The 15368-nt window shown below is 42.0% G+C and carries 13 protein-coding genes; 3 read left to right on the forward strand and 10 right to left on the reverse strand.

What is annotated here, in order from left to right; genetic code table 11:
- The first annotated feature begins 138 nt into the window (after positions 1 to 138).
- Complete coding sequence (locus QUF78_RS26050) at positions 139 to 2364, forward strand: MMPL family transporter (protein WP_483313897.1); 2226 nt, start codon at positions 139 to 141, stop codon at positions 2362 to 2364.
- A 196-nt stretch (positions 2365 to 2560) separates the two neighbouring features.
- Positions 2561 to 3094: a YceI family protein gene (locus QUF78_RS26055; protein WP_289326963.1), complete on the forward strand. Its 534-nt coding sequence runs from the start codon at positions 2561 to 2563 to the stop codon at positions 3092 to 3094.
- Between the two features lie 71 nt (positions 3095 to 3165).
- On the opposite strand, the gene QUF78_RS26060 is transcribed toward QUF78_RS26055, so the two are convergent.
- Both QUF78_RS26060 and QUF78_RS26065 read right to left on the reverse strand, forming a co-directional pair.
- Positions 3166 to 4221 carry a FecCD family ABC transporter permease gene (locus tag QUF78_RS26060; protein WP_289326964.1) on the reverse strand — a complete coding sequence of 352 codons (1056 nt, stop codon included), beginning with the start codon at positions 4219 to 4221 and terminating at the stop codon, positions 3166 to 3168.
- The gene (locus tag QUF78_RS26065; protein WP_289326965.1) at positions 4218 to 5222 is read right to left on the reverse strand and encodes a FecCD family ABC transporter permease; all 1005 of its coding nucleotides are present in this window, start codon (positions 5220 to 5222) and stop codon (positions 4218 to 4220) included. Before QUF78_RS26065 ends, QUF78_RS26060 begins: the two co-directional genes overlap by 4 nt.
- 189 nt (positions 5223 to 5411) lie before the next feature.
- Between QUF78_RS26065 and QUF78_RS26070 the strand changes: the two genes are divergently transcribed.
- Positions 5412 to 6401 (forward strand): ABC transporter substrate-binding protein, encoded by a 990-nt coding sequence (locus tag QUF78_RS26070; protein WP_289326966.1) that lies wholly within the window; start codon positions 5412 to 5414, stop codon positions 6399 to 6401.
- 88 nt (positions 6402 to 6489) lie between these two features.
- Here QUF78_RS26070 and QUF78_RS26075 read toward each other — a convergent pair whose 3' ends face one another.
- From QUF78_RS26075 to prfB, 8 genes are all read right to left on the reverse strand, one after another.
- The gene (locus QUF78_RS26075; RefSeq protein WP_289326967.1) at positions 6490 to 7683 is read right to left on the reverse strand and encodes a PDZ domain-containing protein; all 1194 of its coding nucleotides are present in this window, start codon (positions 7681 to 7683) and stop codon (positions 6490 to 6492) included.
- Positions 7684 to 7894: 211 nt separating this feature from the next.
- Positions 7895 to 9319 carry a S41 family peptidase gene (locus QUF78_RS26080; RefSeq protein ID WP_289326968.1) on the reverse strand — a complete coding sequence of 475 codons (1425 nt, stop codon included), beginning with the start codon at positions 9317 to 9319 and terminating at the stop codon, positions 7895 to 7897.
- A gap of 142 nt (positions 9320 to 9461) precedes the next feature.
- Positions 9462 to 10853 carry a murein hydrolase activator EnvC family protein gene (locus QUF78_RS26085; protein ID WP_289326969.1) on the reverse strand — a complete coding sequence of 464 codons (1392 nt, stop codon included), beginning with the start codon at positions 10851 to 10853 and terminating at the stop codon, positions 9462 to 9464.
- Positions 10854 to 10952: 99 nt separating this feature from the next.
- Positions 10953 to 11846, reverse strand: a complete 894-nt coding sequence (gene ftsX / locus QUF78_RS26090) for a permease-like cell division protein FtsX (protein WP_289326970.1) — start codon at positions 11844 to 11846, stop codon at positions 10953 to 10955.
- The gene (gene ftsE / locus QUF78_RS26095) at positions 11836 to 12522 is read right to left on the reverse strand and encodes a cell division ATP-binding protein FtsE (protein ID WP_061141190.1); all 687 of its coding nucleotides are present in this window, start codon (positions 12520 to 12522) and stop codon (positions 11836 to 11838) included. The genes ftsX and ftsE overlap by 11 nt, the downstream gene beginning before the upstream one ends.
- 293 nt (positions 12523 to 12815) lie before the next feature.
- Positions 12816 to 13157, reverse strand: coding sequence for a cytochrome c551 (gene cccB / locus QUF78_RS26100; RefSeq protein ID WP_289326971.1), 342 nt, complete (start codon positions 13155 to 13157; stop codon positions 12816 to 12818).
- 49 nt (positions 13158 to 13206) lie between these two features.
- Positions 13207 to 14022 (reverse strand): YitT family protein, encoded by an 816-nt coding sequence (locus QUF78_RS26105; RefSeq protein WP_430102226.1) that lies wholly within the window; start codon positions 14020 to 14022, stop codon positions 13207 to 13209.
- 216 nt (positions 14023 to 14238) lie between these two features.
- Positions 14239 to 15337, reverse strand: a protein-coding gene (gene prfB, locus QUF78_RS26110) for a peptide chain release factor 2 (protein ID WP_289326973.1) whose coding sequence is annotated in 2 segments (ribosomal slippage) — positions 14239 to 15273 and positions 15275 to 15337 — 1098 coding nt in all. Because the reading frame shifts where the segments join, the coding sequence is not laid out codon by codon here.
- Positions 15338 to 15368 lie beyond the last annotated feature (31 nt).

The following is a 15368-nucleotide window of genomic DNA, read 5'->3' on the forward strand; positions in this document are numbered from 1 at the left end:
ATAAAATGATATGAAAGCCTTGAATGGCAATCATCCATTCAAGGCTTTTTAGAGGCAGCATACCCATTTTTGAATAAGTCAACAGCACTCCATTATAATGAAATAAGGATAAAAAATTCAAAAAGCGAGGTGCCTTCATTGGGCGAATCAATAATAGGAAGACTTGGCAGGATGATGACAGGAAAAACCAGTCGTTGGGTTGTCATTGCTTTATGGATAATTGTAGCAATTCTCTTAACCTTCACATTGCCTGCCGTAAATGATCGAACAACAAATAATGCCGCTGACTTGCCCGAAGACTCAGCTTCCGTCGTGGCTGATGAACTTATTAAAAAAGAATTCCCGAAATCTTCTGGATTACCTGCCCTGCTTACATGGCATCGGGAAGGTGGACTGACAGAAGCCGACTTGGCTGAAATCCAGTACCTTTCCAAAGAACTTACAGATAACCCACTGTCCCAGCAATCTTTTCTACCACCGCTACATGAAATTCCGTTGCCTGCTCTGCAAGGGTCGGTTTCGGAAGATGGAACGACTTTCGTACAGCCGCTTTTCTTTAAAGAAAAGACCGAAACTGCCATTCTGGAAAAAAATCTTGAAAGCATTAATGAAACAGTATCTGAACGCATTGGATCGGACCCATTCAAGGTACCAACAGATTCAGGTGAATTATCCCTTCGAGTGACAGGACCTGTAGGGATATCCGTCGATGCAACGGGATTATTTTCAGGTGCGGATTTCAAATTGCTATTAGCAACCGTAATTCTTGTACTTGTTGTCTTATTACTCATTTACCGCTCCCCGCTTTTAGCCATTATTCCTTTAATCGGAGTAGGCTTCGCCTATATTGTCACAAGCCCGATCCTTGGATTCATGGCAGACCATGGTTGGATTACAGTCGATTCACAGGCCATTTCAATCATGACCGTATTATTATTCGGTGCCGGAACGGATTATTGTCTATTTTTAATTTCTCACTACAGAAGTGAATTAAGGAATCATGAAAGTAAACGGAAAGCCATGATTGCAGCATTTAAAGATTCATCAGGTGCCATTGCAATGAGCGGCCTTACGATCGTCATTTCCCTGCTAACATTGCTTGTAGCCAAATACGGAGCCTATCACCGTTTCGCTGTACCATTCAGCTTGTCCATTTTAATCATGATGCTGGCAGCTTTAACCCTTGTACCGGCATTGCTTTCTGTATTCGGCAGGGCTTCCTTCTTCCCAATCGTTCCGCGTACTCCAGAAATGGAAGAAGCACGGGCCAAGAAAAAGGGAAAAGAAGTCAAAAAGCATAAAGAATCAGGTCGTATCGGTAATTGGATTGGTACTATCGTCACAACCAAGCCATGGACCGTCATTCTTACATGCCTGATTATCTTCAGTGTTTTAGCTGGATATTCTTCGCAAATAAAATATTCATATGATATTCTCTCTTCTTTCCCTGAAGATATGAACTCACGTGAAGGCTATTCCGTCATTTCCGACTCGTATTCACCAGGCGAACTGGCACCAGCCACAGTGGTTGTCGATACGGATGGTGAAGATATCGATTTAGCGTCGGCATTAAAAGGGATGAATATCGTTGAAAATGTTGCTGATCCCGTCACAAGTAAATCTAATAAAGATCTGAAGTCCTATGAAGTCACATTCAACATAAACCCATACGATATTGAAGCCATTGATTCAATTCCAGAAATCCGCACCATGGCAGAGAAAGAATTGAAGGCCGCCAATATCTCTTCTGTTGATGAAAAGGTTTGGATTGGCGGGCAAACTGCGACACAATTTGATAAAAGGGATACCGTAAAAGCCGATGAATTCATGATCATCCCGATCATCATCGTCCTGATTTCATTGCTCCTTTTAGCCTACTTGCGATCTGTGACAGCCATGGTGTATTTAATGGGAACTGTCATTCTCTCTTTCTTTGCAGCTATGGGCTTAGGTTGGATAATCTTGCATTATTTCATGGGTGTGGATGCCATAGAGGGGACAATTCCGCTTTATTCATTCGTATTCCTGGTTGCACTTGGAGAAGATTATAACATTTTCATGGTTTCAAGCATTTGGCGTAAGAAAAAAACGATGCCAATCAAGCAGGCCATTAGAAAAGGCGTTGCCGAAACTAGCGGTGTCATCACTTCAGCCGGCATAATCTTGGCAGCCACTTTTTCCGTTCTTGCCACACTTCCGATTCAAGTATTGGTTCAATTCGGGCTCATTACTGCTCTTGGTGTGTTAATGGACACATTCATCGTGCGCCCGTTCCTGGTCCCAGCAATCACCTCCCTTCTTGGCCGCCATGCCTTTTGGCCGAGTAAGGTGACTAATCAAAAAGAGAATGAACATGCCAATTAATAAAGAAAGTTAGCTTTTACCCTTCTTAAAAAGAAAAACCCTGTGCTCCTTAAATGCACAGGGTTTTTACACGTTTTCTAAAATAAGGAAAACTTTCAGTTGACACTTCTACTTTCACCTCTTATAATTACATTAAGTTAAGATATCTCAAATTAAAGATATATATATTCGAGATTAATAATCAGGAGGAATAACCATGACAAATACAAAGTGGACAGTCGACCCGACTCACAGTGCTATTGAATTTTCTGTAAAACATATGATGATCGCCAAAGTAAAAGGAAGTTTTAATAAGTTCGAGGCAAACATTTCAGCAGATCCACTGGACCTAACAACTGCAGATATTGATTTTACCGTAGATGTGGCCAGTATAGACACACGGAATGCAGACCGGGATAACCACTTGCGTTCCGCTGACTTTTTTAATGTAGAAAAAAACCCTACATTAACATTCCAATCAACTAAAATCGTGAAAACGAATGAAGATGAATACGATGTAACAGGTAATGTGACTCTTAACGGAATCACACAAGAAGAAACTTTCGCCATCACCTTCGAAGGCCAAGGAAAAGATCCATGGGGAAATGAAAAAGCGGGATTTAGTGGAAAAGGGAAAGTTAAACGCAGTGATTATGGTTTGACCTATAACGCAGCATTAGAAACAGGCGGCGTACTAATCGGCGATCAAATCACTCTTACCATCGAAATCGAAGTTGCTAAAGTAGCTTAATGAATAAGAAAGAAGCAGCCATCCCCAGGATGGCTGCTTCTTTCTTATTCAAAGTATTCATTTTATCGGAATTACGAATTCCTCGTTTTATAAAGTAAGTAAATGAAGTATGGTGCACCGATGCTCGCTGTAAAGACACCAGCAGGTATTTCCAAAGGTGAGAATAAGGTCCGTCCAATCAAATCCGCTACCATAACAAGGATGCCGCCAAGCAAAGCTGAAGTAGGCAACAACACCCCAAAACTCGAACCAACCAGCCTTCTAGCCATATGAGGCGCCATTAGTCCCACAAAGCCAATTCCTCCAGCAAAAGCGGTAGAACCACCAATCAATGCCGTACTGATCATCAATAATGTAAACCGCTGTTTTTGGACATGTCCTCCAAGCCCCGTTGCAAGGTCATCGCCTAACTCCTGTAAATTAATATTCCTGGCATATAGAAAGGCAAGTAAAAGGAATAGAATCGTCCATGGAGCCAGCACCGCGATATTACTCCAGGTGGAGTTAGATACTGAACCCGTGATCCAAAGGTTTGCCTGGCTCGCTTGAAAGACGGGCCCAAGAATCATCATCATTGTAGTGAGTGCCTTCATTAAAGCCATCACCCCGATCCCAATCAACACAAGCCTTATCGGGGGAACTCCATTTTTCCAGGCTAAAGAATAAACAAGCAATGCCACGACTGTCGCCCCAATGAATGCAGCTAACGGAAGCCAATTGATGCTTACCGTTAACGAATGGTTCTTATCGCTAAAAAAGGCCATGAATCCAACGACCGCTACAGTCGCCCCTCCTGTTATCCCCAAGATATCCGGGGAGGCAAGTGGATTTCGAATCATCCCTTGAAGGATACCTCCAGCTACCGCAAGACCCATCCCTACCAAGAGAGCAACAATTATTCTGGGCAGGCGGAAAGATTGGATAATAAGCCGATCGCTTTCCGTCCCCCCTCCAATAAAGACCTGAAGTACGCTCAACGGATGGATATTCATTTCACCCACAGCAGTACTGATCACAAACACTAATGAAGTGACTAAAAATAATGCGAAAATCACGATCATTGCTTTTTTATCCATTAAGAATGATATTTTTTCATTAAACAAACGAAAGCTCTTATATGACTTCATCGACCGCTGAACCCCTTTCTAGCTATATAAATAAAGAATGGGGTCCCGATTATGGCTGTCATGACTCCAACAGGAACTTCTCGGGGCATCAGGATATACCTGGATATGATATCGGCTACGATTAAAAGCACCGCCCCGAAAAGTCCAGAGAAAGGAATCAACCAGCGATGATCGATGCCTATTATAGAACGGGTAAGATGCGGAACGACGATTCCAATAAAACCAATCGGACCCGCAACCGCTACTGATCCTCCAGCTAGCAGGATGACTGCCAGTCCCAGAACCAGTTTAAGGAAAACTATGTTCAGTCCTAGACCTTTTGCAACATCTTCACCCATGGATAACACATTCATTTTACCGGACACAATCAAGGCAATGCCCCAACCAACAACAAGATACGGCAGGACGGCAATTAAATTGTCCAGACTTCTCCCGGAAACTGATCCAGCAAGCCAGAACAGCACTTGCTCTAAAAGGGCCTCATTAGAAACGAGAAGACCCTGTGTGAGTGAAGATACCATGGCAGTCATGGCTGCACCGGCCAATGTCAGCTTCATCGGTGTCAAGCCGCCCCGTCCCATGCTTCCAATCATATATATGCTTATCGCGGCTATGGCGGCCCCTATAAAAGACAACCATGTGAATACTTGAAGATTGCTTATCCCAAAAACGGTGACCCCAGTGACAACCGCCAATCCCGCGCCTGCGTTGACACCGAATATATCTGGAGAAGCGAGTGGATTTTTAGTTAGCGTTTGCATTAACACCCCTGAGATGGCCAAACTTGCACCAATTGCCGATGCAATCAGGGCTCGTGGCAGTCTTACTGATTGAATGACAATGTGTTCATTCGTCCCATTGAAATGGGTAAAAGCATCAATGGCCATTTGCCATGTTGTATTTGTATATCCGTATACTATGCTTGAGCACATTAAAAACAGCAGCAAAATAATGGTAATGAACAGCCCCATCCATTTCTGCCATGAATTTTTTAATAACATATCCAGTTACCTTTCCAATCACGTTTGTATATCTTATTTAATTCAATTGTACTGGCGTTAACAGGATTATGTCAACGAATTTGAGAATCATTTTCAATTATATATTGACAGAAAAGTATATTCATTTTATGATGATGCTGTTAAGTGCGAATGATTATCATTTGCCGAAAAATTGGGAGGGATACATAGATGTTTAGATTTAAGTCATTATTAACGATTTTTACAATATTTGCAGTCTTCCTTCTAGCAGCTTGCGGGAATTCGAATGATCAAGCCGAAGGAAATAAAGCTGAAGACAAGAAAGAAGAGAAAAGCTACACAATTGAGCATGCCATGGGCACTGCTGAATTGAAAGAAACGCCTAAAAGAGTGGTCGTTCTGACAAATGAAGGTACTGAAGCATTACTTGCTTTAGGAATCAAACCTGTTGGTGCCGTTCAATCATGGCTTGGCGACCCTTGGTACGACCATATTAAAGATGATATGGATGGAGTCGAAGTTGTTGGTGTAGAACATGAAGTTAACTTAGAGAAAATCGCATCACTGAAGCCTGACTTGATTATTGGAAGCAAGATTCGCCAAGAGGCTGTTTATGATAAATTAAATGCAATTGCCCCTACCGTATTATCTGAAACGCTAAGAGGAGATTGGAAAGAAAACTTTAAACTATATTCAAAAGCCTTGAACCTTGAAGAAAAAGGAAACGACGTAATTGCAGAATTCGATAAACACACAGAAGATCTTAAAGCTAAATTGGGTGATAAGGTAAATCAAGAAGTTTCCGTTGTTCGTTTCATGGCTGGAACTACTCGTATTTATTACACAGACTCATTCTCTGGAGTGATTTTCGATCAATTAGGATTTAAGCGTGCAGAACAACAAAAGGAACTGTTCACTGCAGATAATAAATTAGGTAACCTTGCCATCGAGGTAGGAAAAGAAGTCATCCCTAAAATGGATGGAGATCTTCTCTTTTACTTCACCTACGCTCCTGAAGGCGACAAACAAGCTCTAAGCACAGCAAAAGAATGGACAAATGATCCACTTTGGAAAAACCTTGATGCAGTCAAAAATGGAAATGCTCATGAAGTTAGCGACGCAACATGGAATACAGCTGGTGGAGTACTTGCAGCTAATAAAATGCTGGATGATATAGAAAAGATCATGCTTGAAAAGTAATAACACGTTTCTATTGAAAACGGCCTTTCTCGATATATTTCGAGAAAGGCCGTTTTATTTTATATGCATGTGCACCGCTTTTGCGGCATTAACCCACTTGTCCGCTTTCCTTCAATTGATCGTCAACGAACAAGATGCCCAATTCGTAATGCTCCCCGTCAAAAAGAGCTCTTTGCACAAAACGAATCTGTTCATTATTATCGATGACCTCAAGCTTGCAATGCGCCCGGTTTATTTGGAGAGCCCTGTATAACTCTTCTTCTTCCCTGACGACGACACCATTTATTTTCGAAATGACCTCGCCTTTTAGCAACCCCATTTTATCCGCCGGAGATTGAGGGATAACGCCTAAGATCTGGACACCAAGCTTACTTTTCGAAAAATAAAAAGGCAGCTTTTCATCCAATGCCTTTTGGGAATAATGAAGGAATTCACGACCCAAGATTGCTAAAACGGCCGTTATGATTGCCAATGGGAGGTACCAGTAACTACCCACTGCCAATGCCGTAATCACAAATCCCAATGCCCCTACCTTTTTGCCTTGCGCCCTTATGGCCTGTTCCGGGAGCGTCCCATGAACTTTTTGCTTGAAGCCGATTAAAATGGGAAGCAAGATTGGCGACAGGTATGTGTCCCCGATTGAAAAAACCGGATACCATTCGAAGGGAACTGGAAGTTGTCCTCCCGGAATCATGACGAACATGGGAATTAGCCAGATTCGTTGTGAAACATACACACCAATCGGCTGCCCCCTCTTGGATACCTCCAACTGAGGGGAGACCTTTTTGCTTCCATTGCCAACAATCAAAAACCCTTCAGCAATCAGTAATAACCCTATTAAAATAACAAGTGTCGGATACACGGACCGATCAAGCTGATTAAAAACATCCTGAAATACCGTCAGCTTGATATCTCTATCATATAGAAAAAAAAGGATGAAGAAGGTGAGTCCCACTGTATAAACGGGGGAAACAAACCGCTTTTTCATGGATAACATGGACAAGATCGTAACCCCAGCCATGATGTACAGTGCCGCCAAAGGAATGGTGATTCCCGAAGCCAACGTGAGGACAGAAAAGATCAATCCCCATATCAATCCTTGTGGTAGCATGGAACGTAGCTCCATGGAAACTCTGTAGATCTTCGTATTAAAATCATGTCGTTCCCGTTTAACTCGAAGATAGCCGATGAATAAACAATAGGCAATCGAAACATAAAGCAAAGGATGAAGGAAGAGTTTTCCTAATCCCATTAAGCATGCTATCAGCCAATCCGTTGTCAATTTCTTTCCACCATCCTCAAAGTATCAATATTTTGTCAAATTTCGTTCTGGTCAGTTACCTCCTATTCTATCAAAAATGTAACCTCCATGCCTATTAAGATGCAGAAAAAATAGCTTTATCTCATGTTTTCCCTATACTGCCTTCATGTTTGCAGACAGGCGTTGATCCAACGCAAAAAAGGCACCGCTCCAAGGGAACGGCGCACTACAGTTATTTAACTAAATAATTCAAAGCCGTGCGTAACTGAATATCATTATCTTCATCCTGGATCTTGTCCAGAATGGCGGATTCCAGATGTGCTGCGGTTTTTGCGTCCAGCTTACCTGTCACTTTCAGGCCAAATTGTTTTTGGAATGCTTTTACGGCGATTTCTGTATTCCAATCATAATATCCATCCTCACGACCAGGTTCAAATCCAAGTCCTTTCAGAATGCTTTGGGCATACTGGATTTGTTCATCATTCATATCCCGCTGCAAGACATTCTCAACAGCCAGCTGATGGGCATCAAAGTAATCGGGCTGTTTTACTTTGATGGTCGGTTCGATCCCTTTTTTATGGATCCAGTTCCCTGAAGGCGTCAGCCACTTATATAACGTAAGTTTAATCTTACTGCCATCACCCATTGGTACTGCTTGCTGTACTGTGCCTTTCCCGAAGGTCTTCTCGCCGACCAATGGATAGCCTCCCGCCTCTTGCATCGCGCCAGCCAGGATTTCAGAGGCCGAAGCGCTGCCTTTATCCGTCAAGACGGCAATTGGATAACTTTTCGCTTTCTTAAGGCTTGTAAAAAACGATTGTGTTTCTCCCGTTCTTTCTGCAATTTGCAAATAGGGCTTTTCTTTTGTGATAAACTCGCCAAGAATCGTTTCCACACTAGAAAGAAGGCCACCTGGGTTGCCGCGTACATCTATGACCAAGCCTCCGATCCCCCTCTTTTCCAGCTCCTTCATCTGCTTTTTGAAATCATTCGCAGTATTTTCCGAGAATGTGGTCAGCTCGATGTAACCGATTTGTTCCCCGGCGACTTCCTTAATTGATGAAAATACGGTATCCAATGGAATTTCGGCACGCACCATATTGAATTCAAGTGGGTTGGAAACCCCCGCCCGCTTGATTTCCATTTTGACGGGTGACCCTTTTTCACCACGGATTTTCAGGCGTGTTTCATACAGATCCAAACCTTCTACACTTTCACCATTCACCTTAAGGATTTGATCTTTCGGCTTTAATCCAGCTTTCTCAGCAGGCGAATCTTTGTAAGGAGATACGATTATGACCTTACCATCTTCCATACCAATTTCAGTACCTATCCCTTCAAAAGAGGAGTCCAAGGTTTCATTGAATTGCTTAGCGGTCTCCTTGTCCATATATACGGAATAAGGATCTTTCAATGCTGACAGCATGCCTTGGATGGCACCTTCCACCAGATTAGAACCGTCCACCTGTTCTACATACTGACTTACGATCAAACCGTAAGCTTGTTCCACTTTTGCCCATTCCTTATCCTTCAATATTGTTTGGCTTTCATCCTTTGCTTCATTCTTATCCGGAAGGCTTGTCCAATATATGCCCCCCACTGCTCCAATGGCTAGTGACATGATGATTGCTAGAGGAAGTACCCATTTTTTGACCATATTTATCCCCATTTCTGACCTGATATGTAATTCACTATATGAGGGGGTTGGTAAGAATATGCTTGAAGAAAATGGCGGCACCACAAAAAAAACAGATTAGGGAATTTATCCTAGTCTGTTTTTTCCGATGATATATTGGGTATTAAATATTTATATAGTTTAATGGATTAACAGCATTTGACTTGCTATAATTCCATGCGCCTTTATGTAGCTCAAAGTGTAAATGCTGACCGTATGAATGTCCTGTGTTACCCATGATGCCAATTTGTTGACCTTTGGCAACAACAGAACCTTCGCCTGCTTGTCTAGAACTTAAATGTGCATACACAGTAGTCCATTGCTGACCGCTGATTGAATGGGTAACAAAGACAACGTTACCGTATGTACTTGAGAAGTAAGAACGGCTTACGACTCCGTCGGCTGCCGCTACAACCGGAACCGTTCCACTTGCAGCAATATCGATGCCGGCATGCTGTTTATTCCAACGTTCACCCATTGTTGAAGATACATATCCTGCACTTGGTCTAGTGAAAGTACCTGATGATACAGCTGGCGCTTGACTTACATTAGACGAAACTTGTGAAGATGATGGTGCAGATGATGAACTGTTGCTTTTTGCACTAGATCCTGAAGAAGTGGATTGTTTTTTTGTTTCGGAAGCTTGTGAAGCTGCTTGTGCTGCAGCTTGTGCCGCTTCTTGCTCTGCACGTTTTTTCGCTTCGGCTGCCGCTTTTTTACGAGCTGCTTCCAATTCGGCAAGACGCTGATGCTCTAAGTTGATGGCTGATTTGATAGCTTTTTCTTGAGCAGCAAGATTCTCTTTTTCTTCCTCTAGGCCCATCTTCTCATGTTCATGCTTTTCAGTTTGTTGCTTTAATTTCTTAACCAATGCATCCTTTTCTTGCTTCTGCTGTTTTTGTTGCTTTTGAATTTCCAAAAGTTCAGCTTTTGCCACTTCTAAACTGGCAAGCTTCGCTTCAACGGCATTTTGTTTTTCTTCCAGTTCCTTTTTATCCAGCTCATGCTGCTTTAAAATATCACGGTCGGCTTCTGCAATTGTCGCTACAGCTCCAACACGGTCAACTAAATCTCCAAAACTGGATGATCCGAATAATACTTCAAGGTAGTTCACGTCCCCACCAGTCTCCTGGAAAGAAAGTGCCCTTTCCTTCAATACTTCATTACGTTTGGCTATCCGCTCTTTTAATACTTTAATCTCTTCTTTCAATGCCTCGATTTCTTTTTTCGTTTGTGTAATTTCAGCATTTTTAGCATCGATTTTTTTTGTTGACTCTGCAATTTTCGCTTCAATGGCCGCTATTTGTTCTTCTGCTGTCATTTGCTTATCCTGCAGGTTATCGATTTTCTTCTCCGTGTCTGAAATATTCGATTCAACACCAGAGCGTTTTTCCTGAATGGATTCTTTCTGTTTTTCTAAATCCGAAATCGACTCTGCATAAACCGATGGTGCCGCTAAAATGCTTCCCAACCCAATCATGATGGAGGCATTCATAGCAATGATATTTTTTTTCAACGTTTCATTTCCCCTTTCAATCCCGTTACATCCAGTGCCTTGTAACGTCTCTCTATTTGTATCCGGCTTCTTTTGGCATTCAAGTGTAAAGTTACATTTTTATACTTTCAAGAACTTCCTGACGGACATCAAGCTACCCCATATCCCGATAACGGCGCCAATTACAATGAGGATGGCCGAAACTTGATAAATAAACGGATTCGCAGGCAGAAAATCTATGAATTTGAACGTAATCTGTGGTGCTGCATATTTATAAAGATTGTAGTAGAGTACAGCTATCAGACCTATGGGAACGATGGAACCGAGGATTCCCAACCAGAGTCCCTCCAAGAAGAATGGCCAACGGATGAATGTATTCGTTGCTCCTACCAATCTCATGATCTCAATTTCTTTTCTTCTGGCTACAATGGTAATTTTAATCGTATTAGAAATCAGGAACATCGCAGTAAATAGTAAACCAACAATAAGAACGATTCCTATATTTCTCGCAATATTCACGAAGCTGAACAGTTTCTCGACGTAGCCTTGTCCATATTTAACACTTTGGATATACTCAAAGCCTTCAATTTCCTTTGCCACCTTGATGACATCTTGCGGTGATTTCGTTTTGATGATATAAACGTCCCTTAATGGGTTGTCCTGTTCAAATGGTTTAAAAGCATCACCATTATCACCTAAATCATCTATTAAATTCGTAAGCTCTTCATCTTTTGGAGAGAAGACCACTGATTCAATGCCGTTCATCTCCGTAATTTTCTTTCCGATAGCTTTTATATCGTCATCATTCGCTGCATTATCAATATGTGCACGAACTTCGACATCTTTCTCCACATTTCCCGCGATATGATTTAAATTCATCATGAGCACTAAAAAGACGCCAACCAATGTTAGAGTGACCGTTACTGCACTGACTGAAGCAAACGTCATCCATCCATTACGGCCAATATTTTTAAAACTTTCACGGAAGTGACGGAGCAATGTTCTAAATTTCATATCCGTAATCACCTCGATGTTCATCGCGAACTATTTTTCCACTTTCAATGGCAATGACACGTCGTTTGATATTGTTGACGATGTCCCTATTATGAGTGGCCATGACAAGTGTTGTTCCGCGTTTATTAATTTCTTCAAATATGTTCATGATTTCCCATGATGTTTCAGGATCAAGATTCCCTGTAGGCTCGTCGGCAATGACCACCTTGGGATCATTTACGATCGAACGGGCTATCGCAACCCTTTGCTGTTCCCCACCAGATAATTCGGAAGGCAGCATTCTAGCTTTATGTTTAATGCCAACCAGATCAAGAACTTCCATGACTCTCTTTTTGATTTCTTCTGGTTCCTTTTCGATAACTTCCATGGCAAATGCTACATTTTCATAAGCAGTGAATGTTTGAAGGAGTTTAAAATCTTGGAATACCATACCGATATTACGGCGGAATAGAGGAACTTTCGAATTGCGGATACTTGGAAGGCTAAGGCCATTGACCAAAATATTACCGCTTGTAGGCTTTTCTTCCCTATACATCATTTTGATGAAAGTCGATTTTCCGGCACCACTGGGACCCACTACATAAACGAACTCGCCTGGCTTTATTTTCACGTTGATTCCATTAATGGCAATTACGCCATTTGGATATGTCTTTTTCACATCTATCATTTCTATCATTCTAAAACCACCTAATTTGCTTGTATTATCATTATGTACTACAGCTTTTTCGACAATTTTCAATTAAATCTGACAGGAATTTCTCTTACTTGAGCACAGAAACATTATAACATCATATTTTGTCAAATTAAGCTTAAAAAATATTACAGTTTCATTTCAGTTAGACATATATCAACATCATATGTAATATTTCAAGGGTTTAATTGCTTGATAAGGGATTGAATGTGAGTTGTTTCGAGGTTTTAAAGGAGGCTAAAAAAACGTCCTGCTGACAACAGAACGTTTCGTTAATATTACCTATGTCCAGCAAGCCATTCTGCGACCATGCTCGCTTCCTTGCCCTGAAGTATACCTTTTGGCATACCACCTTGGCCATTCTCGATGACTTTTTCGATGTCTGCTTTTGATAGCTTCGAACCGACCTTCGTTAAATTCGGTCCTACGCCGCCTTCAAGATTCACTGCATGACAACTTGAACATTTGTTTTCGTAAATTTTCGCGGCATCACCAGCACCCGCCGTTGTCGTTTCATTATTTTCACTTGCAGGCTCTTTATCTGCAGCATCATCGTTCCCACCGCATGCAGCCAACGCCAAAGAAGTACCCAAAACTAAGGCTAACCATTTCATTTTCATTGAATTTACCCCCTCTGATTTATACCAGCACAAGAACATTATACCAATTTCAATCCAGTTTAAAACCCTCTCCAAGTACCTCAGATGCGTCCATTACAATTACAAACGCTTTAGGGTCAACGAGTTTCACCAATTGTTTCAATTTGGTGAATTCCGACTGATCTATTACGCACATTAAAATAGGACGAGTATCATCCGTATAGCCGCCATACCCGGATATCCCTGTTACTCCCCGGTCCAGCTCATGTATGATAGCATCCCTTACTTCCATTTCTTTATTCGTGATTATCAGTGACATCTTTGAACGGTTCAACCCAACCTGGACGAGGTCTATCGTCTTACTTGTCACATATAATCCTATTAATGCATAAAGCCCTTTTTCAATATCAAAAACAATGGCAGCACTTAAAACGATGATTCCATCAATGACAGCCACACAAGTCCCTAATGACAGGTGGGTATACTTATGGAAAATCTGTGCCGCTAAATCGGTCCCCCCTGTAGAACCCTTCCCGCGAAAGACAATCCCCAGCCCAAGTCCGACCATAATCCCTCCGCAAATCGAACCAAGCAATGCATCATTCGTCCATGCATCCCAATCCTTTGTCAGAAATACCACTAAAGGCAAGAACAAGGTTCCAATCAGGCTTTTGGCTCCGAAATGTCTTCCCAGGATGATAAGCCCCGCAATGAACAAAGGGATATTAAACCCCCACAGTACATAGGCCGGCTCCCAACCGAGAGTTGAATCCAGAATAGTGCTAATCCCGCTGACACCGCCAGATGCAATCTGGTTAGGCAACAGGAATACATTAAAACCAATGGCAATTATGGCCGAACCGACAATCACCAATCCATACTCCATTAACTTTTGCAGAAAAGGGTGCTTCGGCTCCCGGTATCTTTTCCTCATTCCATATTGTCTCCTCAAACCATCGTTATTATCTAGTATTGGCCGAACGAAGCATAGCATCCCTTTTCATATCCTGTTAATGTCAGCCAGAAGACATCATTCAGGGAGCCCCATGCATAAGAAATCACAAAAAAAGCCGGACCGGGAATCCGGTCCGACTTGCGCATCTTATAATTTTGAACGTAAATACGCATCAATGAACATATCGATATCTCCATCCATGACAGCTCCCAAGTTTCCGGTCTCCGCACTAGTACGGTGATCTTTAACCATGGAATACGGGTGGAAAACGTAAGAACGAATTTGACTTCCCCAGCCAATTTCCTTTTGCTCACCACGGATTTCATCCAAATCCGCTTGTTGCTGTTCAATTTCACGTTGATACAATTTGGCTTTCAGCATATTCATCGCTTGGGCCTTGTTTTTGATTTGAGATCTCTCATTTTGGCACGTTACCACGGTATTAGTAGGTAAATGTGTGATCCGGACTGCCGAGTCAGTTGTATTGATATGCTGTCCACCTGCACCACTTGCACGGTACGTATCGATTTTCAAATCTTCCGTGCGTATTTCAATATTAATCGTCTCATCGAATTCCGGCATGACTTCACATGAAACGAATGAAGTATGGCGTCGTCCTGAGGAATCGAAAGGAGAAATACGGACAAGACGGTGCACTCCTTTTTCCGCTTTCAAATAACCATAGGCGTTATGGCCTTTGAAAAGTAAAGTGACACTCTTGATACCAGCTTCATCACCTGGAAGGTAATCAAGGGTTTCCACTTTAAAGCCTCTTTTTTCACCCCATCTTGTATACATACGAAGCAGCATGGAACCCCAATCCTGGGACTCCGTTCCGCCTGCACCTGGATGCAGTTCAAGAATGGCATTTTTCGAGTCATATTCTTCACTTAGTAAAAGTTGAAGTTCAAAGTCATTCATCTTTTGTGAAAGGATCGTGATTTCTTCTTCCAGCTCTGCCAAAAGTTCTTCATCATTCTCCTCTTTCACTAGTTCATATGTCAAATCCAGATTTTCATATGATTCATTCAGATCGGACAATTGATTGACTTGTTCTTTCAGAGCATTCGTTTCATTGATGACAGTCTGTGCTTTTTGCTGATCATTCCAAAAATCGGGATGTGTCATCTCATTTTCAAGCTCTGCGATTCGTGCCTCTTTTTCATCTAAGTCAAAGAGACCCCCTAAAGTCCGTTAATCGTTGCGCTGTCCGTTCAAGTTCATTTCTTATTTCTGCTAATTCCATTTCTCTTCACCTCATTAGTATGTTAAAAAAA

The sequence above is a fragment of the Peribacillus sp. ACCC06369 genome (assembly GCF_030348945.1).
In the GTDB taxonomy this organism is placed as follows: Bacteria; Bacillota; Bacilli; order Bacillales; family DSM-1321; genus Peribacillus.